Source organism: Flavobacterium sp. Leaf82, assembly GCF_001422725.1.
Lineage (GTDB): Bacteria > Bacteroidota > Bacteroidia > Flavobacteriales > Flavobacteriaceae > Flavobacterium.
Window position 1 is genome coordinate 639176 of record NZ_LMMA01000032.1, and the last position, 21164, is coordinate 660339.

Consider the following 21164-nt stretch of genomic DNA (forward strand, 5'->3'; position numbering starts at 1 on the left):
GTTTAAAATTTTGCGTTAACTCCCAGCGAGATCGTTCTTGCCTGTGGATAGATAAAACTGTATTCACGTACGCCGTTCATGCCTTTTGGACTTTTTGATTTGTACCAATATGCCACGTTCGAAGCATCTGCAAAAACAGTAAGAGCATCCAGAAAAGTATTTTTGAGCGGAACATTATAACTTAAATTAATATTGCTGATTCTTGCATAAGTCCCGTCATAAACATATTTGCTTAAATTAGGAATAATAGGAGAAGTTACAGCTGCTGACTGAGATACGATATCACCCGGATTTCTCCAGTGATCATTAGCATTTACAGAAAGATTTCTATTTATGGTATTCGAATATTTATCGATCAAAGCATCAGTAACAAATACATCGCCACCAATTTGAAAATCTCCTCTCACAGAAAGTGTCAGGTTGTTATAAAAGGTAAAATTGTTATAGAAACCTCCATATGCATCTGCTTGCGAGTCACCAATAGGTTCCCAGTCTGCAACAGTATACAGATCATTATAGGTTTTGGCATCATATGTTTTTCCGCCTTTTTGCACCAGATCACGACCTGTTGCAGGATCGACTCCAATCCATTTTACGCCCCATAATGTCGTTGTGCTGTAGCCTATTTTTTGTGCGAGTGCTATATTTCCTAATGCATAATCACTTCCTAAACCTTTTAGGTCAGTCACTTTATTTTCTACTGTAGAAATATTGAATGTCGTAGTCCACTTAAAAGCATTACTTTTTATCCATTTGATTCTTGTAGTAAGTTCCCAACCTTTATTGTACATACTTGAAGCGTTTAATTGTACAGAACTATATCCTGTTTCAGTAGGAATATCTCTTGTAGTAATCAAATCGGTTTTGTTATCGTAGTAATATTCTAAGGTTAATTCGATTCGTTTAAAAATATTAAAGTCAAAACCAACATTGAATTTTGTGTTTTTTTCCCAGCTTAAATCCCCATTTGGAGCTGCTCCTGTAGTGGCTCCAACTGCGCCATTATAATAATTTTGGTTAATGTTGTAGATACCTTTTGATCGGTAAGAACCAATTCTTGAATTTCCTGTAGAACCATAACTGGCTTTAAATTTCAGGAAATCAATCCATGTGTTCGACTGCAGGAAATTTTCGTTGCTTGTAATCCAGCTTAAACCCGCGCCGCCATTCAGGGCAACATTTGTATCATCGCCAAATACAGAGCTTTCATCACGTCTTAAATTGGCTAAAACATAATAGCGTTTTTTATAATTGTAATTTACCTGAGATAAAAATGAAACTCTTGAGTTGTAACTAATCTCGCTTCTGTAACTTTGTCCGCCTTTTGATTCATCGACTAAAGGAGTTGCCGGATTGTCGTCTCTAATGGCATCAGTTACTTTATTAATTTGATTTGGATTAACAAATCCTACTCCTGATTTAAAATTAAAATCTGTTTTATCTTCAGATAATTCAAAACCCGCAACACCATCAATTTCATGATTTTCATTCAATTGTTTATTAAATAAAACCTGTCCCTGCCAGTTCCATTTTGTAGCATTTCTTTGGTTTAAAAGGCGTCTTCCCCATGCAGGATACAAAATTCCGTCAAGTGTAAAAGAGCCATTAAACTGACCGCTTTCGTTTTGACCAGAAAAATAACGATCTTGCTCCTTATCCGTATAATCCATTCCAAAAAGTGTCGAAAACTTTAGGGCTTTACTAAGCTGGTAAGACAAATTCAAACTTCCAAGAAGACCAAATGTCCTGGCTTGGTTTTTATTTTGTTCAATAGCAGCCATCGGATTTCCTCTTGTAATACCGCTTACGCCTAAATCTGCATACGAACCGTCCGGATTGTAAACAGCAAGAGTAGGCAAATAAGCAAAACTCGAAAAAATATTGGGTGCATCTTTTTCTACATAACTTGGATTCAGCATTAAGTTTACGCTCCATTTACCGGAATTGAAACCCAAATTAATTCCTGCGTTTAATTGTTTGGTATCATTACCCAATTGAGGTTCATCAATTTTTAAATAACTAACATTTGTACGATAAGAGAATTTTGAAGTTGATCCTGAAACATTAAAATTGTATTTGTTGTAAATACCGCTTCTGTTCAAAATCTCGAACCAATCTGTGTTTACGCCGTTGTAAGCAACAGGCGTATAGTTTGTTGTGGTATTTTTCATGAACTCATTTCTAAGTTCCGTAAATTGTTCTCCGTTAAGATATTTAATTCTGTTAATCGCAGATGATATCCCAAGTTGATTCGAAAATCCGAATTGTGTTTTTCCTTTTTTTCCTTTTTTTGTAGTAATCAAAATTACACCATTTGCACCATCGGCACCATAAATACCTACGGCAGCGGCATCTTTTAGAACAGATATAGTTTCGATATTTTCAGGAGCAATTTTCATTAACGGGTTGGCTAAATTTTCTGCCGTATCACCACTTCCGTCAAAAGAACTGCTGTCAATTGCATATTCTTCGCTCATTACCACACCATCAATAATTATTAACGGTTGTGTCGAAGTTCCTGTTTTTGCTCCGGTCAAAGATGATAACGTTCCCTGTCCTCGAATATTGATTTTTACCGGACCACCAACACCAGACGTATTTTCGACCATAACGCCGGCAATTTGTCCCGTGATCATTTTATCGATACTTTCTGAGGCTTGTTCTACAGCTATATCTTTTGCATTTATAGTCGAAATACTCCCAACAATTTCCTCTTTTAATTTTGTTGTACCATAAGACGAAGTGATTACAACCGGATTTAATTCATCTGTTATTTCCTGCAGATAAAAAATAAACTGCTTTTTATCATCTGCTTTTTGCGATTGCGTCTGCATGCCTAAAAATCCAACTTCAAGTACCAGATTATTAATATTATTGCCTTTTAATTCATAGACAAATTTTCCGTTAAAATCAGTTATAGCGCCCATTCCCGTACCTTTTATACGAATTGTGGCTCCTGGAAGCGGTTGTTTGTCTTTGGCATTATAAACGATTCCGCTTATGAATCTTTCTTTTTCATCAGGATTTAATGTCGAAGCAGGAGCAGAGTTGGTCAGTAAAACCTGTTTTTTCTGGATGTAAAACGAAATGTTTTTTCCGGCAAACAATTGCGTCAAAGTAGTTTCTAAACTCGCCTTTACAACATTAATATCTGCCAATTGATCGGCGTCAATTTTTCTGGCATTATAAATAATCCTAAAATCAGTTTGTTCTTCAATCGATTTAATAATCAGGCTTATAGGTTTGTTTTTTAACTGTAATGTTATTCCATTATTCTGAGAAAAACCTTTAAAACAAGATATGAAAAGGGCTAGGAAAAATAGAATTTTCCTTAAATTGGGTATCGTAAAAGTCATGTTTATTTAGTTATGGAAGATTGGTAATGGTAATAGTATTTTCTTTAATCGAATAATTAAACGGCGTGTCACGTTTTAGAAGTTCCAGAATGTTTTCAACACTTGATTCACTGATATTGATCGTACCCGTAAAATTCTGTTTGGCCAAAACAGTATTTTCATTGATAATTTCGACATCATAAGTACGCTGAATTATTTTAGCAATTGTTGAAAATGGAGTATCCTTAAAAGCAAGTTCCCCTTTTGTCCATGCTGAATAAAAAGTAGGATCAACTGCTTTTGTTGTAATTTTTTTAGAGTTATTATTCCAGGTTGCCATTTGGTTTGGCTTAAGCAAAACTGCATTTAGTTTGTTTTCGACTTCATACATTTCGATACTTCCTTCGACCAAAGTACCGTTAACACTTGGATTTTCAGGATAAGCACTCACGTTAAATTTGGTTCCAAGAACTTCAATATCAACCTTATTGGCGTTAACAATAAACGGATGTTCCTTGTCTTTGGCAACTTCAAAAAAAGCTTCTCCGGTCAGGTAGACATTTCTTTTTCCGTTAAGTCCAAATTGCTCCGGATAACGTAAAGTCGTTCCTGAATTTAAACTTACAACAGTTCCGTCAGAAAGGATAAGTTTGAATTTTTTACCGTACGGAACTTTAAGTGTATTGTAAACGACTTGCTGATCCTCGACTTTTCCGAAATAAATAATTTGGTTTGGAAATTTTTTGGCAATCAAATCGCCTTTATCGTTTACCAATTGGGTTTGGTTCTCTTTTGAGATATTTTCTGAGCGACCGTCTGCTAGTTCCAAAATAATTTCTTTTGATGAATATTCTTTTTGACTAAAATCGAAAGCTAATTTTCCTAATCCGCATAAAACCACAAAAACAGCAGCATATTTTAAATACTGAATTGTTTTATTTTTTGACTTAATTGAAATTACCGGAGTATAATCGCTGGAAACCTCACCGGAAAGTGCCGCTAAAGCCCAGGTTTTCTTTAAAGCGATAAATTGTTTTTTGTTTTCTTCAGAAGCATCAATCCATTCAAAAAGAGTTTGAACTTCTTGTTCTGAAGCTTCGTTAGAAAGGTATTTATCAATAATTTCGGTAATCATATTTTGGTTTTTAAACTTCTGGTTATAGTAAGTACACTTCAGAAATAAAATACCCTACCTTTTATTTTTAATTATTACAAATAAGAATAAAAATTAAGAACAAATAATCGGATAATTTCGTTTTTAAAATCTTCAAAGCCTTTGTCATATGGGCTTCGACAGCTTTTAAGGTTACTTGCATTTCTTCGGCTATTTCTGCATTTTTTTTATTCTCAAAACGTTTTTTTATAAAAACTTCACGAGTTTTTGGCGGAAGATCGCTTATGGATTCGTGAATTAAACGTTCTAATTCTGTTAATTCTAAAGTGTCAAATTGCACCGAGTTCAGGATTTCGATATCCAGTTCTCTTTCTTTTTGATTTAAAACATCGTTCTTGAATTTATCCTTCACTTTATTGTGTCGGATCATATTCAGGCATTTTGATTTGGCATACGTATACAAAAAAGATTGTATGCCGTTAATAGATTCTACAGCTTCTCTGGTTTGCCATAAATGCAAAAGAGCTTCCTGCGCGAGATTTTCGGCTTCGTCCTGATCATAAATAAACTGAACGCTAAAAGATGTTATTCTGCGAAAGTATTTGTCGTAGAAATAAGTGAAAGCAGTTTCATCTCCTTCTTTGAAAGATTCAAAAAGATTTAATTCGAAACTGTTATTGTTGTTCATCAAACGAAATTTACTTAGAAAGAGCAATATTGGTAAATATAAAAAACTACCAAGATTTGCCGGGAAAGCGGCAAATATAAAAGTTTATTTATATTAATTCTAAATAAAATTCAAATAAAGATTGTTTGAAAAAATATTATTCAGAATAAGTGTAAATTTTTTACATTCGGTATGTTATAGTATTAAATTTAAAGCTCGGATTCAGTTCTATAGGTTTATTGAAAAGCTCAAATTAAAAAAACGGCTTTAATGTGAACGCAAATAAATAATAAAAATGAAAAAAAACAGTATCACTTTAAAGGAATCTTTTGCGATTGCATTTTTTATTCTGGCAAGTTATTGCAACCCAATTTTGGCTCAACAGATTATCACCGTAAAAACAAAAAGCAATGCGCTTGTTTTGCAGGTAACTCCGGGAAAAGAAGTGAACACCATTTATTTTGGAGAGAAATTAGCAAACGATTTTGATTACGCAAAAGTAGAAAACCAGTTTCGTCAGGGAACAGATTATACAGGAATTTACAACTCTGCTTATACGCCATCAGGTTCAAAAAACTTGTTAGAGCCTGCAATTGCCGTAACGCATATTGATGGTAATACTTCGCTGGATTTGTTATATGCAGATCATAAAACGACAACGATTAGCGCAGGAGTTTCTCAAACCGAAATTACTCTTAAAGACAATGTTTATCCTGTTGAGGTTCATTTGTTTATCCTGGCTTATTATGATACTGATGTTATCGAGCAATGGACAACGATTAAGCATAACGAAAAGGGAAATATTGTTTTAAACAAATATGCTTCGGCAAATTTATATTTAAAAGGGTACAGTAATTTCTGGCTGAATCAATATCACGGAGAATGGGCAAAGGAAATGCAGCCCGAAGAAACGAAACTGACTCACGGCATAAAAGTTTTGGATTCTAAACTGGGAACCCGCGCGAACTTATTTCAGCCATCAGTATTTATGGTATCCTTGGATAAACCAGCTACAGAAGACGAAGGAAAAGTGTTGTTTGCGGGATTAGAATGGTCCGGTAATTTCAGGACAGATCTGGAACTGGATCCCTTAAATAATCTTCGTGTTATTTCCGGAATTAACAATGCCGCAGCAGCGTATACATTGCCTAAAAACGAAGTATTTATAACGCCTAAATTTTGGTACACGTTATCGACAAAAGGAAAAGGAAATGCAAGTCGTAATTTGCACGATTGGTCCAGAAATTATAAAATATTAGAGGGTAAAGGAAGCCGTTTAACGCTATTGAACAATTGGGAAGCTACTTATTTTACTTTTGATGAAGAGAAACTGAAAGTGCTTATTGGCGATAGCAAGAAATTAGGCGTAGATATGTTTTTACTGGATGACGGTTGGTTTGGCAACAATTATCCGCGTAATAATGACAATGCAGCTTTAGGAGATTGGGAAGTCAATAAAAAGAAATTACCAAACGGAATTGGAACTTTGGTAAAAACGGCAAAAGACCATCAGGTAAAATTTGGGATCTGGATCGAACCGGAAATGGTAAATCCGGCGAGTGATTTATATAAAAAACATCCGGAATGGATCATTAAACAACCCGGAAGAGCAGAGCATTATTTTCGTAATCAACTGGTTTTAGACCTGTCGAACCCACAAGTTCAGGATTTTGTTTATGGCGTTGTAGACCATCTTTTTACTGAAAACCCGGAATTGGCGTACATCAAATGGGATTGTAATGCTGTGATATACAATGCATATTCTACTAATTTGAAAGACAAACAGTCTAATTTTTATACGGATTATGTAAACGGACTTTATAAGGTTTTAGAACGCATTCGTGTAAAATATCCAAAAGTGCCTATGATGCTTTGCTCCGGCGGCGGCGGAAGGGTAGATTATGCCGCTTTGAAATACTTCACGGAGTTCTGGCCAAGTGATAATACAGACCCGTTAGAGCGTGTTTATATACAATGGGAATACTCGTATTTTTATCCTGCGCTAACTCTTGCAGCTCACGTAACAGATTGGGGAAAACAGCCTATAAAATACCGCACGGATGTTGCCATGATGGGCAGACTTGGTTTTGATATTGTGGTTAAGGATTTAAACGAAAAAGATTTGGCTTTTTGCCAGCAGGCAATAAAAAATTATGGCGCATTGAGTAACACAATCTGGCAAGGAGATCAATACCGTTTACAAAACCCGTGGTATAATGATGCTGCAGCTGTAATGTTTGTGAATAAAAATGGTAACGAAGCCGTGGTATTTAATTATGCTGTTAATTCCCGTTACGATGCAGGAACACATCTTCCGGTAAAATTAAAAGGTTTACAAGCCACACAAAACTATAAAGTAGAAGAAATAAATGGCTATCCGGACAAAAAACCGGCAATAGAAACAGCTGTTTATTCCGGTGATTTTTTAATGCAGATTGGGATTAACCCAAATATAAATGCTGGAAATACAAGTGTTGTATTAAAAATTACAAAAGCTTAAATAAAAGTCCTGACAGGTTTCTAAAACCTGTCAGGACTTTGTTATAATTTTAAATCTAGAAACCGTTACGGTTAAAATTCCTCCATCCAAAACCTATCAATAATAAATTGAAAAGTAGCAATGGTAAAAATGCTTTGGCAAAGCTTATTTCTGATGGATCATTGAATGTTTCAACCTTAAATTTAGACCAGTTTTCTTTATTTACGGCTGTATTATCAAAGATTTTTGGATAGAAATACAAACGCATTTTTTCATGAAATTGCTTTGTTGCTTTCAAAAACAAAAGCTGGTTTCCTAAATCAGATTGGGCAATTTCATTGAGCTGAAGCTGAGTATGCAAAGTAGGAATAAATTGCGCAATAAGCTGACTGGCTTTGTTTCGCTGGTACAATTTAGTTTCTAATTCCTGAGATTGTTTGGCTGAGTCATCGTCGCCGGCTTGTTGCATGGCATAATACCAAAGCCAGCTAAACTCAGTATTTGGCAACGGATAATGTGCAAATTGAGGATAATGCTGATAGAACTTATCCATCGTAAATTTTTTATCCATATCCCATTTTTCATGATATGCATTTCGTTGTTTTACAGTAAGTTCCAAAGCTTCTGGAATTGGATATTTATTAACGATATACGTATTGATTATAGCCGGTAAAATAATAATCAGAAACAACCAGATCGTCAGTAAAATAACAGCATTGAAGTTGGAGTTTTTCTGTAACGAAACAATAAAAAAACTGATGGCAAACCAAAACAGAATGTATAAAATCCCAAGCCCGTAAAAAGTAAAAAGCGATTTATTAAACGGAAGATTCAGAAATAATACAGCAATAAAAAGCACGATTGTTAGTACTACAATCAAGCTTAAAATTCGGATATAGAACAATTTAATGATGTATAAAAAAGTGTTTTGGCTTTGAGTTGCGACAATTTTCCAGGTGCCGCTTTCTTTTTCTTCTGAAACAAGATTGTACGAAAATGCAATAATCAAAAGCGGAAATAGATAAATCAAAACAAAACTAAAATCCATATTTCCGGATAACAGATTGTTTGGGTTATTAAGTTCTGCATCATATTTCTGACCTTCAAGTCCACGAATTGTAACACTTTGTATCGACGGGTTTACATCTCTCTGACCAATTGCCAGACTATTAACCGGCAAGGTTTTGTTTACCAGTGAAAACTTGATGTAATAGAGCAGAAGCCCAATTTCGTCTTTATGAAAAGCAGCATTTCTGGCAATATGTTCTTTTTGGTAAATTGCTGTTTCCCTAATATTGTTTTGCTGTTTTTGCTGAAATTGCTGTCCAATTAAAAGACTTATAAAACAGGTAATTAAAAGAAAAATCAGTCCAATTTTAGTTCCCTTGGATCGTATAAAATTTTTAAAAAGTAATGCTAACATATTAAATGGCTTTAAGGTTTTTAGCTGCAATTCGAATCAAAACAAACAGCATAATAATCCAGAGAGTAATAGAAAGAACAGAGACAATTTCGGATTTTAAAACATCCCAAATTCCTTTTGGTTCATAATGAAATTCAGCCACATCAGCCCAATGTTCTTTGTTGATTGTTAAAGGTTTATCATTAGGTCCAGGTTTTTTGTTGCTGATGTATTTTACCTGCAAAGCATTCATTTTTTGCGCCATATTATACCTGTAATCTTCGGCTTGTTTCTGGAAATCGATATACGAATCATAATCTGTATTTGATAATCCCATCGATAAATTCTTCATTGCGATATAAGGATTTATAAACGAAACAGTCTTAGAAAAACTGTTTTGCTTTTCGTAAACCTGAAGTAAAGCGGCCAAATGCTGGTTGTATATTTTAGAACTTATTCTCTCGCCTTCAGTCATGATAAATCCCGAATAATTAAAAGGAAGTTTCTGTACAGAATCGACTTTGTAAACACGCAAAAGCGAATCCTTTATGGCTTTATAATGGAAATCATTTGGGTTATGGCTGTCTCCCTGCTTGAGAATATCCTTCTCGATATCGCTCTGAAACTGAACTTTAGACGGAGCTTCATAGATATAAGCGCCAATTGCCTGAGTCGTTCTTGGCAGGATTATCGTAAAAACCAACCAAATCCCAATTAAGGTAATCAATGCTTTTTTTGATGTTTTACTTGATGCAGAAACCAGGACAGCGATAACACAAAAGAACATTAGATACATAAAATGAAACCCGATAAACAGAAGCATTTTGATGGTTTCATCTCTCGAAATACTAAAATCCTGAAGCAACAGCCAGATAAAAACAAGAACAATAATAGTGGGAACAAAAAGAAGCATGATAACGCTTGCAATGCCCAATGTTTTACCAATTAAAAGTTGTTTCCAGTTGATTCCCTGACTTAAAAGGAGTTTTAAAGTTCCGTTTTCTCTTTCGTATGCGATGGCATTAAATCCTAGAAAAAAGATCAATAAAGGCAGTAAAACCTGTAAAACCATTGCAATACTAATTTCTCCAAAACGAAGCATACTATTCGAAAATCCGGCTTCAGAGAAATTGGCGGTATTTTGTTTGTGCGCTTCCAGAAAAATAGCATTCCCAAAAAACGGTTCCATTCCAAATTCAAAAACACTTAAAGGCGTACTTTTTCTAAAGGCAAAATTACCGTAATGTGCCATTCGGTGTGGATTTTTATCCGGATTTTTTAGCCAGTCTTCTCTGGATTCGTGTTGGTATTTTTCGCTGGTTTCATTTTGATTGGTGTAATTTTTCCAACCTGAAAATGCAGCATAAAGCAAAATAATCCCAATAAAAAGTGTGATAATAAAAACTGCCGAATTCTTAAAAACGGAGTTCTTTAAATGTTTGGCGATTAAAATTTCTTTGTGTAATGATTTCATACCAATTAAAATTTATAAGTTACAGTCAGGCTAAAATTTCTTGGAGCTCCGGGAAACAATCTCAAATAATTTTGTGCGCCTAACCAATAGGTTTTATTGAATAAATTACCAGCATTCAGCGCAATTTGCATGTTGCTTTTGTTGGGTTTATAATAAACAGCGGCATCAAAAACGGTAAAATCAGGAAGTGTAAAATCACGGGTAAACCAAGGCACTTTGCTGCTTTGATATTGCATCCCGAAACCAATTCCTAAATCTTTTAAGGCAGAGTCTGAATTAAAATTATAGCGTGTCCATAAATTCGCGCTGTTTTTTGGCGTGTTTTGTTTTCTCGCGCCAATTAAGGAAACATCGCGATCGTTGGTAATTTCCGCATCTATGTAGCTGTACGAAGCATTTATTTGCCAGTCTGCAGTGATATAACCCGCTAAATCACACTCGAAACCACGACTTCTTTCAGCGCCTCTGGTTACGAGTAAATCAGGATTTGCAGGATCATTGGCATTCATCAGGATATTACGTTGATTGATTTCGTAAATCGCAGCATTAAAACTCATCGAATTATCGAAGAAAGTCGCTTTTATTCCAACTTCTTTAAGATTACTTTCAAGCGGATCAAACAAACTTCCGGCAGGCAAAGAGCCCGTTTGAGGCATTAAAGTCACCGTATTCGATTGTGGCTGATAACCTTCGAGATATGTCGTGTAAACATTGATTTCGTTATTTACAGCATAAGTTACTCCCACACGAGGCAATAAGGCTGATTTTTTGACTGTTAACTCATTATTCGATTCGTAATTAGTAATATCTTCAAACCAATCTTGTCTTAAACCCAGTAAAAAAGTAAATTTTTCCCACTCAATCTGATCCTGAATATAAAGCGCATTTGTAGTCGTTAAAGCTGATGGCAGAGCCGTTCTCACATTCAACGTATAATCATTGGCACTTGTTACCGTATAAGTTGGATTGTTTAGGTTGAAATAAGTAACATTTGGTTTTGGCAAAACTACACCGTCAATTGTTGTGGTTTGATAATTAGCAGCATTTGCTACAACAAAAGTACTTGCCACAGTTCCGTCCTTTAATAGATAACCTCTTGCTGCATTTTGTCCGCCGCCTTTGGTTTTATTCCAGGCACTTAAATCGTATCCAGCCAATAATTTATGTTTAAGTTTTCCGGTTTTTAAATTAAAATTAAAATAAGTACTCAGGTTATCAACGTCCCAATATTGCTGGCGCTGTACAAATTGCATCATTGCCAGACTCGTTACAGGCTTATTGTTCATATCAACTGCAAAACCGTTTGTAGTTCTGTGTTCCTGAAGATTTTCTGTCCAGGATTGTTTCATGTATTGCGCATTAAAACCAATCTTAGAGCTGAATTTATGTGCGAAACTCGTTGTAAAAATCATTTCTTTAGATTTAAAAAAATCACTTGGCGCACCCAGATTTAAACTGATTGGTGTTTTATTTAAATTTGTAACTCCGGCAACAGCGCCAAATATAGGCTGACCTCTGTCGAGAATTCCGGTCATGTCGCTTAAAATCAACTCTGTATTTATAGCCGTTTTTTCGTTTGGGATATAACTAAAAGACGGAGAAATCAAAAACGACTTATTACTTACCAAATCCCGAAATGATTTCGCTTCCTGATAAGCCCCGTTTATACGATACAAAAGAGTTTTTGATTCGTTAAGAGGTCCTGTAAAGTCTAAACTTCCTCGAAAAGTACTAAAACTCCCAACGCTCAGACTAACTTCTTTTCGATCAATTGCCAAAGGTTTTTTGGTAACCAAATTGATGCTTCCGCCTGGATCTACAGAGGAAAATGTGGCACTCGACGGTCCTTTAATCACTTCTACACGTTCGATATTATTGGTCAAAGGCTGTAAAAAGTAATATTGACGCGTTCGCATTCCGTTTATAATCTGACCTTCCTCATTTTGACTAATTCCGCGAATTGTGTATTGATTGTAATAACTCGCCGGAATCACGCCGCTTGTCATTTTTACAGCATCGGCAAGATAAAAAGCACCTTTATCTGCAATTAATTCTTTGGTAATCGTCGATATAGATTGCGAAATATCTTTGTTGAGTGCCGCAGTTTTTGTCGCAGCAAACGAATAATCGCTGTTGTATTTTTTTGATGAACGGCCTACGATTTCAACCGTTTGCAATTCATTTCCTGCCATTTTTATGGAATCGGAAACAATACTGTCAGCTACTTTTTTATTAACAGTTTGGGATTGTGAATATTGTGTTCCAATAAGTAATAATAAAAAGGGATATATGTGTTTCATTTTTATGATGATGGAAAATTATACTTCCTTTTATACCGTTTGTAAATACAAATCTTCCAGTTCGTTTGCTGAAATTTTATCAGCTTCGATCACCGTTACTAAGTTTCCTTGTTTCATGATCCCAATATGAGACGCTACTTCTCTGGCTCTGAAAATATCGTGTGTTGCCATTAAAATAGCGGTTCCGTCTGCAGAAAGTTCCTTCAGGATTTGAGAAAACTCATTTGATGCTTTAGGATCTAAACCGCTCGTAGGTTCATCTAACAACAACACTTTTGCTTTTTTTGCAATCGCAATCGCAATACCCACTTTTTGACGCATTCCTTTAGAATATCCGCCCAGATTTTGGTCGTGTGCCGCAACTTGCAATCCTGCTTTGGTCAGGAAATAGGTGAGTTCTCCGGTAGAATATTTAAATCCGGCAAGCGACGAGAAGAATTTCAGATTTTCTAAACCCGTTAGATTTGGGTATAACATTACGGTTTCAGGAATATAAGCGACATATTTTTTGGTTTCCTGCGCGTTATCAATTACAGATATATTGTTGATTTTCAGTTCTCCGTCTGTTGGTTCAATAAAACCGAGAAAAAGGTTAATTGTAGTGGTTTTTCCTGCACCATTTTGACCTAAAAGGGCAAAGATTTCACCTTCTTTAATTGTCAGGTTCAGTTTATTTAAAGCAGTATGATCGCCATAATTTTTGGTCAGATTTTCAGCTATAAGCATAGTTTTTATGTATTTGGAGTTATTGTTTTAATTTTTTGTCTCAGTCTCAGTCTCAGTGACAGTCTCAGTGACAGTCTCAGTCTCAGTCTCAGTCTCAGTCTCAGTCTCAGTTTAGTCTTAGTGACAGTAATTGTGGGAATAGGGATGTTACTACGGTTCTGTAGAAAGAAATTTATTGATATTTGAAAATAAGAATAGCCTTGTCGTTTATTCGAAACGATTTCTTGTAGGGATAAAGCGCGTCAAATAAAAAATGCAATTCATTTCCTTTTCCAATTATGACAATAGGAAAGAGGGTAATTTTAATTTTCGAAAAATAAAATGTAGTAAACTAAATTAAAGCTGGAGGCGCTCTAAGCGAAAAAAGACTTCCTTTAAAAAAAGCTGAAACACTTTTTGTATAAAAGAATACATAAGAAGTCTCAATAGTTGCTTTATAAAAGGATAAAGCCTGAAATGTGTTTGGAATAAATGTACTAAAAGCAAAGTGGCAAACGTGGCAATTTGTATCAACACTATGACTGTGCGTAATTTGCTTTTGACCTTCAACATATTGATGATCACAACGTTTCTCTGTTAATTGCCTGTAAACATGCTCGTAAGAATGTAGCGTCTGAAACAGCATTGCGAACAATACGGTTAGAGACATAAAAAGATTAATTAAGAGAAATTTCTTTTTCATTCTTGTTTAAAAATCCCTGTGTTTAAAAGGACTTTCTGAGTTTTTATCTAATGCAACTTGGTTGCAAATATAAATATCTTATTTTGAAATAGCCTAAAATCGGGTAATATTTTAAAATTATTTCAACTTTACTTGTACTGAATGTCTAGAAATTATACAACAATTGTAAGGTATGAAAATCTGAAGATCCATCAAAATACTTGTCTAATACGTCATTAAATACAGGTTCAGAATTTTGAATGCTGGCAAATAAAGTCATACACGATTGCAGTTTTTCATTATCAGGATTTCCGAAAATTTCTTCTGCTGTTTTTTCGTCAGTTTTGATTAATTCGGCAGTAATTTCGATCAGATGTTTTCCCAAAATAGGATGTTCTAAAAAGGCTATGGCTTCATCAGCATTTTTAATCTCGTAGAATTTAGAAGTATCGCAAGATCCAAGCCCTTTTATTTGTGGAAAAATAAACCACATCCACGGAGATTCTTTCTTCCCTTTTTTAATTTCTGAAAGTGCAGACAGGTATAATTTATTTTGCGCGTCTAAAAAGCGAACTAATTCTTTAGTATTGTAAGCCATTATTTACTGATTTTATTTGGGACAATCAGGTCGTAAATCTACTGAAAATATATGTAGTTGTACATTTCTAAAGTTTTTTTTACGTCTATTTTTTTCTATATATTAAGCGAATAAAAAGCTGTAGTATTTATCGGAAATTTTTGTTGAATTCCTAAAAAGAGAAATTAAAAATTAGAGAAAAATCAGGAAAAAATTAATCTCGCTTTCGTCATCCTGAGCGAAGTCGAAGGACACATAAGTAACTCCGTAACGAAAGTCAATTTTTGTAGATTAATTTATGCGATTAACTTCATCTGTTCGCTATCGCGTCGTATAATTTCAAGAAGAACAAGATTACTATAAAGAAAATCCATTAGCATAAAATTTCAGCAAACTAAAAATTTCACATTATTATTCCTGTTAACAAGACTCTGTATTGTTACAAATCTCAGTAATTTCTAGACATCACGTTATAATATTTCTATTTTTACGAATAGAGTGTCATTATCAACTTAGATAATAATTAAATTTTTGAATTGACATTAGTTTCAAAAAATGTCAATTTCTGTTAACGGGCGTTCTGTCCAATAAAAAAATAAATTATGAAAATAGGATTAATCGGATTCGGGAAGACTGGAAAATCAGTAGCATCAATACTACTGGAAAACAAGAAATTTTGTTTGGAGTGGGTTTTAAGACAAAGCACTGTTTTAGAACATAGATCAGTTCCCGAATTTTTTGGAATTCAGTCAGACGAACCCGGATTAATATATTCCAGTTCTAAAACCACAATGGAAGAGTTGTTAGACAAACATCCGGTTGATGTAATTATCGATTTTTCGTCTAATGAAGGGATTTATACTTACGGAGAACTTGCAGCAAACCGAAATATTAAAATAATATCTGCAATTTCCCATTATAAAGATAAAGAGTTGCAATTGCTTAAAAAGCTGGCTCATAAAACCACCGTATTTTGGTCTCCAAATATTACGCTTGGTGTGAATTATTTACTTTTTGCTGCTAAATTTCTAAAGAAAATTGCGCCTTGGGTTGATATCGAAGTGAACGAAGAGCACTTTAAAAAGAAAGAAGGAACATCCGGAACAGCCGTGAAAATTGCAGAAGCTTTAGATATTGATAAAGAAAATATCAATTCAGTCAGGGCAGGAGGGATTGTTGGTAAACATGAAGTAATCTTTGGTTTTCCTTATCAAACCGTTCGATTGATTCACGAATCGATTTCCAGGGAAGCTTTTGGAAACGGAGTTGTTTTCGTTGCAGAAAATTTAGAACACAAGCAAAAAGGATTATACAATTTTGAAGATATTCTGACTCCTTATTTTACCGTTTAAAACATTTAGCATTTAAAGATACTGATTTAAACATTCCAAACCCGACAGGTTTTTAAAACCTGTCGGGTTTATTGTATGGATAAAATTTAAATAAATACTTGATATATCAAATAAATAATTATATTTGATATATCAAATAAATTTAAAGCTAAGGAATTTAATATGAGTCTGAAAACCCCAACCGGAACGGTTCTTTATACGATAGAACAAGCGATAAAAGAATATAGAAAAGTTTGTCAAAAAAATATCCAGAAAGTGGTAAGCGATATTACTGTTGACCAGTGTTTGGTGTTAATTATCTTAAATGATAATGCAAAAATTTCTCAAATAGAGATTGCCAGACTAATTTTTAAGGATAATGCATCGGTTACAAGAATAATTGAATTGATGGTTAAAAAAGATTATCTGACACGAGAAACTGATGAATTGGATAAAAGAAAAACAAAGCTGGAAATCACTGAAAAAGGAAAAAAAACGATTGTATTGCTAACTCCTGTTTTTAAACTCAATCGTAAAACTGCTCTTGACGGATTATCACCTGATGAAATCGAATTACTGGACAAAATCTTAAATAAAATAATTTTAAACTGTAAAACTTCATAATGATGAAAAAACTATTAGCCTTATTATTTCTAACATTTTCAATTGGTTCTTATGCCCAGGAGTCCATTCTTAAAGAAGATCTTAATCTTACGGAATCAAATAAAAAACAAATTATTGATTCACTGACAAAAGAACTGGAAGGGTTTTATATCCGACCAAATGCTGTTGGGGATATTAAAAAGAAACTGAATGAGAATTACAAAAAAGGGCTTTATAAAGACATTGGCAAACCAAATGAATTTGCCCGTAAACTAAGCGCAGATCTTATTGAGGTTAGTAAAGACTTGCATTTTTCAGTAATGTATGATCCGGAATGGTCAGAAAACCAGCTTAAAAAAGAAGATAATGAAGTACAGAAAAAAATTAAAGCAGAGGAATTATCAGAAGCAAAAAAGAAAAATTTCGGGTTTCAGCAAGTGCGAATTTTAGAAGGAAATATAGGGTACTTACAGTTTGATTATTTTCAGGATCCTGCGATAGCAAGCGAAAAGGCAGCGTCTGTAATGCAGTTTTTAAACAATACAGATGCCCTGATTATAGATTTGCGCAGGAATAATGGAGGCGCTATGGAAATGGGACAATTTCTAAGCAGTTATTTTTATTCTGATAAAGAATTACCGCTTTATAAATATTATTATTACGAGAAAAACAGGAAAAAGGTAGAAAGAGAAATGTGGTTACTGCCTTCAGTTCCCGGGAAACGTATGGAGGATATCGATATTTATATTTTGACAAGTTCAGTTACATTTTCGGCTGCTGAATGGATGAGTTATTCTCTTCAAAATTTAAAACGTGTTACAATTGTGGGAGAAAAAACGGCTGGCGGAGCGCATCCAATAGATCGAAAGGTATTGCCAAATGGTTTTTCTGTAAATATTCCGTTTGGAGAAGTAAAAGATCCAATTACCAACACAGATTTTGAAGGAAAAGGGGTTGTGCCGGATGTTTTGTGCAAAAGCGAAGAAGCTGTAAATACATCTCATTTATTGGCTTTACAAAAATTAGCATCAAAAAATAAAGACGAAGCAAATAATCTGAATTGGTTTATTCCTATCGTTAAAAACAGACAAAAACCGGTAACTATTGACAGTGCAATTTTAAAATCATATCAGGCAAAATATGGCAAATCTGAATTGAAATATGAAGACAATAATTTGTATTATAACTGGAATAATATAGCGACTTTTTTATTGGTTCCTCTTGAACAGGATTTATTTAAGATTGATGGAATTGACGAATTTAGAATAAAAGTAATTTTAGAAAATAATGCTGTCACAGGAATTAAAAGAATCTATCAGGACGGACAGGAACGAATTTACAAAAAAGATTAATCGTGAAATGGCTTAATTTATAAGCACAAAAAAAATCCTAAATCTTCATTAGATTTAGGATTTTTGCTTTTATACAAAAGTTTGTGCCTTTTGTTTACTATTGTTTACTAATCGAAATTGCTTTGCTTCCGGCAGTTGTTTTTACAAAATAAATACCTGACGGATGTTCTGTAATAGAGATTAAATTGCCTGATCCTTGTTTAACTTTAATTCCTAAAGGTGAATAAACGGTCCATTCTAACTCTTTTGATATATGAAATATTCCGGTTGAAGGATTAGGAAAAATGCTGATTTTATTCGATTCCTGATTTGGATCCGTGATACCAAGATTACAATTATGAATCATGTATGCGGTTTCTTTTTTATTGTTTCCAATTGTGTTGTTTACGGTCAATGAAACGGTTTTTGTTCCTTCGGTACCATAAATTACAGTATGAGGACCAACTCCTGTGGCGGTTGCAGGTTGTGCACCTTCGCCAAAATTCCAAACATAATTATCAACATTTCCTATAGAAACTGAGGTAAAAGTAACAGCCGTATTCAAACATCCCATTTGTGTATTTACTTCATAATCTGCAATTGGGGCAGCTGTACTTCCTGTCAGGACAAATTCCATTTTATTGATATTGATATCATTTTCTTCAAAAAATAAGGTAACAACATGCGTTCCTGAAGTTAACGGAATATTAGGAATTGCGGTAGTTTGCCAGGCCTGAAAACCTCCTGTATTAGGAATATTGACAGTTCCGGTTACATTTACACCATCAACTTCAAGATGTAATTTTCTATTGGCATAAGGCGATGAAATTCTTAAATTAATAGTATAATTGCCTGTCGTGTTTACTTTTGTGGTGTATTTAAGCCATTCGTTTCTGGCTACATATGCCAGATTAAATCCGCCTTCGTTACAAACTTCGGTACCAACACCGTCTCCGGCTCTGTAAGCAGTATCTCCGCCGCCATTACTATCAAAATAAGCATTTGGACCCATGTCATAATTTTCAGCTTCAATAATACCCGGAATTTGCGCTGCAATTCCTAGATATGGTGCATTCGGCAAAGTTGTAGCGGTGTAAACTGCTGTATAAGTTATAGTTCCTGTTGCAGGCGCTTTAAAAGTCTGATTGGCAGCTCCGCCATGATTCCAATGGTCAAAATCATATCTTATGTTTTCTATGTATTGCGGTGTAGGAGCATTTAAAGTCTGCAAAGCAGCATTAGCAACAACTGGTTTTGTCGATGGTGCCGCAACTGCTTTTTGATTGAATTCTAAACCCAGTAAAGCCGGAGAACTCGTTACCGTAACATCAACCAGATTGGGTTTTACATCTACAAATGCAGTTCCTGTTAAACCATTGCTGTCCGTAACTTTTACAGTAAATCGATACCATACATTTGGTGTTTTCTCACCTTGATTCGAGGCAGTAAAATTTCCGGATTTTACCCCTTGCGGACTGGCACCGGGATGCGAATGTCCTGCTCCGGGAATATCTTCATGAAAAAGATCCATATTCCATGAATACGCGCTTGCAGGCAATGTTCCGTCTTCGATATCATTACCATTCGCTTCAAAATGAATCACATCATCAGCATTCCATTTTAAAGTTGGCAATGGCGAAACAATCGAAACTGTTGGTGCATTGCTAAAAGGAGTTACGGTTAATGTTGCAGGATTACTGGTGGCATTACCGGCAGTATTAGTTACGATAACTCTGTAAGCACCAGCATTTGCCGGCATAACACTTGGTATGGTATAACTTATTGCATTTGCTCCCGGAATATTTACATTATTAAATTGCCATTGGTAACTAAGTCCCACGCCACTTGCAGAAACTGTAAAAGTTACAGGTGTAGTTTGCATAATCGACTGCGAAATAGGGTGATTTACGATTGTAGGAGCCGCAGTTGCAATATAATCCAGTTTAATTAAAGCTCCATTATTACCATAAGCACAATAATAAATAAAGCCATCATTGCCTAACATCATACCAAGTGCCTGTTGTTGCGGAGCCGAGAAAAATTCTGTTGATTCCGGATCAGCAATATTCGGGTCAAAAGAACGGATTTCATTTCGAACAAAATCTTTGATAATAAATTTGCCGTCAAGATTAGGATATCGCGGTGTAGTTGGGTTATAGAGAACACCGTTTGTTAAAGCGTTTCCAATACTTCCGGTTGCATACGTAAATATAGGATTGGTAAATAAATCAGTTTCGGTTTGTTTTCCGTCGCCGCCTTGTGGATGTCCCCACGCATAATTGCGAATCGCAGGATTACTGATTTCATTGATTTCTTCCCAAGAAGTTCCAACATCCAGAACAAATAGTTTATTGGCTTTTTTATTGGCAACAAGTCTCCACGGATTTCTAAAACCATAAACCCAGATGCTTTGTCTTTGTACAGAACCACTTCCGTAAAACGGATTTCCCGGTGCAGGCTGTCCGTCTTCTGTAAGTCGGAGGATTTTTCCTTTATACGTATCTAAATTTTGAGAATTAGTATTTTGCTGGCTGTCCCCAACGGTTACATATAGAAATCCGTTAAAGAATTTTAGATCGCCACCATTGTGAAAACCGCCGCCAATAGGTTCTAATAATAAAATTTCCTGTCTGTTTAAGACCTGATTGGCATTGTCGATTTGTATCCTTTCGATTCGATGTCTGATTACGCCGTCATTGATCGAATAAAACACATAAATGTATCCATTTGTCTCAAAATCAGGATGCAAAGTCAATCCAAGTAAGCCTTGTTCATTGTCTGTAACAGTAGTTACGGTAAAAACGTTTGAAACGGTATTGTTTTGAAAAACTTTTACAATTCCGGCTCTTTCTGCTATAAATATTCGACCGTCAGAAGATTGCTCTAGCGAAAGTCCTTCTTTAATAACAGCAGTAGGAGCAAGGTTTTGTGTAATGTACTGGCAATTTGCCTGCCATGAAAGCAATAAGAAAAAAGCATAGAATAGATGCTGAAATGACTTCTTTTTAAATTTTTTGAGTAGGTTTCTTTTCATAATTATTAAGAATGGGTTTATAATTTGGGTAATCAAATTTAACATTTTTCTTTATAATTATTTTAGTTCTTGATATTATCTTTATTGTGTAAAATATTGATTATTAATTGTTTTTGTGATTTTGTGTAAG

14 protein-coding genes are annotated in these 21164 nt (G+C 34.7%); 4 read left to right on the plus strand and 10 right to left on the minus strand.

What is annotated here, in order from left to right; translation table 11 throughout:
- Positions 1 to 2: 2 nt before the first annotated feature.
- The 3 genes from ASF10_RS17310 to ASF10_RS17320 all read right to left on the minus strand — a co-directional run bounded on the left by ASF10_RS17310 (position 3) and on the right by ASF10_RS17320 (position 5137).
- Positions 3 to 3356 (minus strand): SusC/RagA family TonB-linked outer membrane protein, encoded by a 3354-nt coding sequence (locus ASF10_RS17310; protein WP_056251672.1) that lies wholly within the window; start codon positions 3354 to 3356, stop codon positions 3 to 5.
- 10 nt (positions 3357 to 3366) lie between these two features.
- Entirely contained in the window at positions 3367 to 4470 is a 1104-nt protein-coding gene (locus ASF10_RS17315; RefSeq protein WP_056251675.1) for a FecR family protein, read from the minus strand.
- A 67-nt stretch (positions 4471 to 4537) separates the two neighbouring features.
- Positions 4538 to 5137 carry an RNA polymerase sigma-70 factor gene (locus tag ASF10_RS17320; RefSeq protein WP_056251679.1) on the minus strand — a complete coding sequence of 200 codons (600 nt, stop codon included), beginning with the start codon at positions 5135 to 5137 and terminating at the stop codon, positions 4538 to 4540.
- A gap of 274 nt (positions 5138 to 5411) precedes the next feature.
- On the opposite strand from ASF10_RS17320, the gene ASF10_RS17325 reads away from it, so the two are divergent.
- The gene (locus tag ASF10_RS17325) at positions 5412 to 7616 is read left to right on the plus strand and encodes an alpha-galactosidase (RefSeq protein WP_056251682.1); all 2205 of its coding nucleotides are present in this window, start codon (positions 5412 to 5414) and stop codon (positions 7614 to 7616) included.
- Between the two features lie 55 nt (positions 7617 to 7671).
- Here ASF10_RS17325 and ASF10_RS17330 read toward each other — a convergent pair whose 3' ends face one another.
- From ASF10_RS17330 to ASF10_RS17355, 6 genes are all read right to left on the minus strand, one after another.
- A complete protein-coding gene (locus ASF10_RS17330) occupies positions 7672 to 9018 on the minus strand; it encodes a DUF3526 domain-containing protein (protein ID WP_056251684.1) in 1347 nt (448 codons plus the stop codon).
- Position 9019: 1 nt separating this feature from the next.
- A complete protein-coding gene (locus tag ASF10_RS17335) occupies positions 9020 to 10471 on the minus strand; it encodes an ABC transporter permease (RefSeq protein WP_056251687.1) in 1452 nt (483 codons plus the stop codon).
- Positions 10472 to 10476: 5 nt separating this feature from the next.
- The gene (locus ASF10_RS17340; protein ID WP_056251689.1) at positions 10477 to 12771 is read right to left on the minus strand and encodes a TonB-dependent siderophore receptor; all 2295 of its coding nucleotides are present in this window, start codon (positions 12769 to 12771) and stop codon (positions 10477 to 10479) included.
- 30 nt (positions 12772 to 12801) lie between these two features.
- A complete protein-coding gene (locus ASF10_RS17345; RefSeq protein WP_056251692.1) occupies positions 12802 to 13497 on the minus strand; it encodes an ABC transporter ATP-binding protein in 696 nt (231 codons plus the stop codon).
- A gap of 331 nt (positions 13498 to 13828) precedes the next feature.
- The gene (locus ASF10_RS17350) at positions 13829 to 14146 is read right to left on the minus strand and encodes a hypothetical protein (RefSeq protein WP_241774975.1); all 318 of its coding nucleotides are present in this window, start codon (positions 14144 to 14146) and stop codon (positions 13829 to 13831) included.
- Positions 14147 to 14324: 178 nt separating this feature from the next.
- Positions 14325 to 14756, minus strand: a complete 432-nt coding sequence (locus ASF10_RS17355; RefSeq protein WP_056251696.1) for a DUF1810 domain-containing protein — start codon at positions 14754 to 14756, stop codon at positions 14325 to 14327.
- A gap of 581 nt (positions 14757 to 15337) precedes the next feature.
- On the opposite strand from ASF10_RS17355, the gene ASF10_RS17360 reads away from it, so the two are divergent.
- The 3 genes from ASF10_RS17360 (at position 15338) to ASF10_RS17370 (ending at position 18021) form a co-directional block, all read left to right on the plus strand.
- Positions 15338 to 16087: a 4-hydroxy-tetrahydrodipicolinate reductase gene (locus tag ASF10_RS17360; RefSeq protein ID WP_056251699.1), complete on the plus strand. Its 750-nt coding sequence runs from the start codon at positions 15338 to 15340 to the stop codon at positions 16085 to 16087.
- A gap of 162 nt (positions 16088 to 16249) precedes the next feature.
- Positions 16250 to 16690 carry a MarR family winged helix-turn-helix transcriptional regulator gene (locus tag ASF10_RS17365; RefSeq protein WP_056251702.1) on the plus strand — a complete coding sequence of 147 codons (441 nt, stop codon included), beginning with the start codon at positions 16250 to 16252 and terminating at the stop codon, positions 16688 to 16690.
- A 2-nt stretch (positions 16691 to 16692) separates the two neighbouring features.
- Entirely contained in the window at positions 16693 to 18021 is a 1329-nt protein-coding gene (locus ASF10_RS17370; RefSeq protein ID WP_056251705.1) for a S41 family peptidase, read from the plus strand.
- 97 nt (positions 18022 to 18118) lie between these two features.
- Here ASF10_RS17370 and ASF10_RS17375 read toward each other — a convergent pair whose 3' ends face one another.
- The gene (locus ASF10_RS17375; RefSeq protein WP_056251706.1) at positions 18119 to 21034 is read right to left on the minus strand and encodes a PQQ-dependent sugar dehydrogenase; all 2916 of its coding nucleotides are present in this window, start codon (positions 21032 to 21034) and stop codon (positions 18119 to 18121) included.
- Positions 21035 to 21164 lie beyond the last annotated feature (130 nt).

Bases quoted from the DNA above. Each gene is read 5' to 3' on its own strand.
- ASF10_RS17310 (WP_056251672.1), bottom strand. From the start codon at position 3,356: ATGACTTTTACGATACCCAATTTAAGGAAAATTCTATTTTTCCTAGCC.
- ASF10_RS17315 (WP_056251675.1), bottom strand. From the start codon at position 4,470: ATGATTACCGAAATTATTGATAAATACCTTTCTAACGAAGCTTCAGAA.
- ASF10_RS17320 (WP_056251679.1), bottom strand. From the start codon at position 5,137: ATGAACAACAATAACAGTTTCGAATTAAATCTTTTTGAATCTTTCAAA.
- ASF10_RS17325 (WP_056251682.1), top strand. From the start codon at position 5,412: ATGAAAAAAAACAGTATCACTTTAAAGGAATCTTTTGCGATTGCATTT.
- ASF10_RS17330 (WP_056251684.1), bottom strand. From the start codon at position 9,018: ATGTTAGCATTACTTTTTAAAAATTTTATACGATCCAAGGGAACTAAA.
- ASF10_RS17335 (WP_056251687.1), bottom strand. From the start codon at position 10,471: ATGAAATCATTACACAAAGAAATTTTAATCGCCAAACATTTAAAGAAC.
- ASF10_RS17340 (WP_056251689.1), bottom strand. From the start codon at position 12,771: ATGAAACACATATATCCCTTTTTATTATTACTTATTGGAACACAATAT.
- ASF10_RS17345 (WP_056251692.1), bottom strand. From the start codon at position 13,497: ATGCTTATAGCTGAAAATCTGACCAAAAATTATGGCGATCATACTGCT.
- ASF10_RS17350 (WP_241774975.1), bottom strand. From the start codon at position 14,146: ATGTCTCTAACCGTATTGTTCGCAATGCTGTTTCAGACGCTACATTCT.
- ASF10_RS17355 (WP_056251696.1), bottom strand. From the start codon at position 14,756: ATGGCTTACAATACTAAAGAATTAGTTCGCTTTTTAGACGCGCAAAAT.
- ASF10_RS17360 (WP_056251699.1), top strand. From the start codon at position 15,338: ATGAAAATAGGATTAATCGGATTCGGGAAGACTGGAAAATCAGTAGCA.
- ASF10_RS17365 (WP_056251702.1), top strand. From the start codon at position 16,250: ATGAGTCTGAAAACCCCAACCGGAACGGTTCTTTATACGATAGAACAA.
- ASF10_RS17370 (WP_056251705.1), top strand. From the start codon at position 16,693: ATGAAAAAACTATTAGCCTTATTATTTCTAACATTTTCAATTGGTTCT.
- ASF10_RS17375 (WP_056251706.1), bottom strand. From the start codon at position 21,034: ATGAAAAGAAACCTACTCAAAAAATTTAAAAAGAAGTCATTTCAGCAT.